Here is a 3,095-nt window from a genome sequence, read left to right as displayed (position 1 = left end):
GCTCCAGGCCTTGAATTTCGCAAGCGTGGCCGCGCCCACCGCTTCGGTATCGACCGGCACGAAGGTTTCGCTTTTGCCGACCGGGACCACCTCGGCGCCGAACAATCGAAGTACCCGCACCAGCAATTCCGCCGCGACCGAACTGTGCTGATACACGCCGACCCTCATGCCGGACAGCGAACCCGGCCCCAGGATATCGTTGGCGCGTTCCTGGTAACCGGCAATCGCTTCGTCATGGCGCCTTGGCCAGGTCGTCTCAGGAAGAGTTGGCGGATCGTACACATTTGACTTGTCGGCGACATATTGCGTTATCGCAGCCTCGTCCGCCTTATCGATCTCGCCATTCGGGCGATAGAATTTGATGCCGTTGCGGTCGGCGGGAATGTGGGAGCCGGTTACCATCAGAGCGGCCGCGCCCTGCTTTTGGGCATAAAGAGCGAGGGCCGGGGTTGGGATGACGCCGCAATCGATCGGCTGGAATCCGCTCGCGGCCAACGCCGCCATGCAACGGTCGGCAATCGCCGGGCTGCTGTCGCGCAGGTCACGGCCGACAAAGACCGCGCCACTCGATTGCAAGCCGCTTGAAGCCAGACGCCAGGCGAACGCCTCAGTATAGAGTCCGCTTGGCTTCCCAACCAATTCCGAAGCCAAACCTCGGACGCCGCTCGACCCGAATTTCATCGTTCTTCTTTTGCTGTTTGGAAGATCAGGCCGGTAATATTGGAGTGGGGTTCGCTGTCAACAAAAAATCATACCGGCGCCCTTGCGCGCGCGGTTGAACGAAATCGAACCGGCAAGATTTCGCGAGCTGCCGGGATGTATCGCCGGAATTTTAGCGGCTCCGCATTTTGCAATGTATTCCGGATGATGAGACCTATCACCGGCTGCATGGCGCGCTCCGGATACTCGCATTGCGTCAATCTCAATCGTCGTCAAAGCGTCCGGTCTTTTTGACGCAGCTTTTGCTTAATCGATTTTAGGGGTTTTCCTTAATCGATTGTAGCGGCCGGCCGGCTTTGGCGACGCCTTGCCTTTCGCAGTGCAGCATCATATCGCTCGGATCGGACCGGACGAAGCCGAGGCCATGGGCTTCGCCGGCCTGCGATCTGCGACCGTTGGAGGGCGAGCATGACCAAGTGGGTTTACACCTTCGGCGATGGCGCCGCTGAGGGCCGTGCCGGCGACCGTAATCTTCTCGGCGGCAAGGGCGCCAACCTGGCCGAGATGTGCAGCCTCGGCCTGCCCGTCCCGCCGGGTTTCACCATCACCACCGAGGTCTGCAACGCCTATTACGCCAACGGCCGCACTTATCCGTCCGAACTCGAAGCGGACGTTACGGTTGCGCTCGACCATATCGGCCGGCTGACCGGCCGCCGCTTCGGCGATCCGTCGAAATTGCTCCTGGTGTCGGTGCGCTCCGGCGCTCGCGCCTCCATGCCGGGCATGATGGACACCGTCCTCAATCTCGGCCTCAATGACGAGACGGTCGAGGCGCTCTCCGCCGATTCCGGTGACGCCCGCTTCGCCTATGATAGCTACCGCCGCTTCATCCAGATGTATTCCGACGTCGTCATGGGGCTCGACCATGAAGTTTTCGAGGAGATCCTGGAGGATGAGAAGGCGAACCTCGGCCATGAGCTGGACACCGAGCTGACGGCGCTCGAATGGCAGGGCGTGATCGCGCTCTACAAGGCCAAGGTCGAGGAGGAACTCGGCAAGCCATTTCCGCAGGAGCCGCACGAACAGCTCTGGGGCGCCATCGGCGCTGTGTTCTCCAGCTGGATGAACAACCGCGCAATCACCTATCGCCGCCTGCACGACATTCCCGAGAGCTGGGGCACGGCGGTCAATGTCCAGGCCATGGTGTTCGGCAATATGGGCGATACGTCCGCCACCGGCGTCGCCTTCACCCGCAACCCGTCGACCGGCGAAAAGCAGCTCTACGGCGAGTTTCTGGTCAACGCCCAGGGCGAGGATGTCGTCGCCGGCATCCGTACCCCGCAGAACATCACCGAGGCGGCGCGCATCGCTGCCGGATCCGACAAGCCGTCGCTGCAGAAGCTGATGCCGGATGCCTTCCAGGCTTTCGTCGACATCTCCGACCGCCTCGAGAAGCACTACCGCGACATGCAGGATCTCGAATTCACGATCGAGCGCGGCAAGCTTTGGATGCTGCAGACCAGGTCCGGCAAGCGCACGGCCAAGGCAGCGCTCAGGATTGCCGTCGAGATGGCGAAGGACAAGCTGATTACCAGGGAGGAAGCGGTCGCCCGCATCGATCCTGCCTCGCTCGACCAACTCCTGCACCCGACCATCGATCCGAAGGCCGCGCGCGACGTCATTGGCGTCGGCCTGCCAGCTTCGCCGGGTGCGGCAACCGGCGAGATCGTCTTTTCCTCGGGCGATGCCGAGGACGCCAAGGCGCAAGGCCGCAAGGTTATCCTGGTACGCATCGAGACAAGCCCCGAGGACATCCACGGCATGCATGCGGCCGAAGGCATCCTCACCACGCGCGGCGGCATGACCAGCCATGCCGCTGTGGTGGCGCGCGGCATGGGCAAGCCCTGCGTGTCGGGCGCAGGGTCGCTACGCGTCGACTACAAGGCCGGGACTCTGATCTCGATGGGCCAGACCTTCCGCAAGGGCGACATCATCACCATCGATGGCGCCAACGGTCAGGTGCTGAAGGGCGCGGTGGCCATGCTGCAGCCGGAACTGTCGGGCGATTTCGCCGCCATCATGGAATGGGCCGACGCGGCACGCCGCATGAAGGTGCGCACCAATGCCGAAACGCCGCTTGATGCGCGCATGGCGCGCTCGTTCGGCGCCGAAGGCATCGGACTCTGCCGCACCGAGCACATGTTCTTCGACGGCGACCGTATCGTCGCCATGCGCGAGATGATCCTGGCCGACACCGAGAAGGACCGGCGCGCCGCGCTCGACAAGCTGCTGCCCATGCAGCGCTCGGATTTCCTCGAGCTGTTCGAGATCATGGCCGGCCTGCCGGTGACGATCCGCCTGCTCGATCCGCCGCTGCACGAGTTCCTGCCGAAGACGGAAGCCGAGCTGGCCGAGGTCGCGGCCGCGATGAAGGT

1 protein-coding gene and 1 pseudogene are annotated in these 3,095 nt (G+C 63.1%); one reads left to right on the top strand and one right to left on the bottom strand.

The window, feature by feature from the left end; all coding sequences use genetic code 11:
• Positions 1–681, bottom strand: a pseudogene (locus tag EOA33_RS29860) (phosphomannomutase); the annotation flags it as partial.
• Positions 682–1,128: 447 nt separating this feature from the next.
• On the opposite strand from EOA33_RS29860, the gene ppdK reads away from it, so the two are divergent.
• The coding region (gene ppdK, locus EOA33_RS29855; protein WP_127407276.1) for a pyruvate, phosphate dikinase at positions 1,129–3,095 on the top strand (1,967 nt) is incomplete at its 3' end.

The organism is Mesorhizobium sp. M4A.F.Ca.ET.050.02.1.1, assembly GCF_003997725.1.
Classification (GTDB): Bacteria; Pseudomonadota; Alphaproteobacteria; order Rhizobiales; family Rhizobiaceae; genus Mesorhizobium.
The sequence above is the reverse complement of the archived record's forward strand: the minus strand, read 5'-3'. Positions and strand labels throughout refer to the sequence as shown.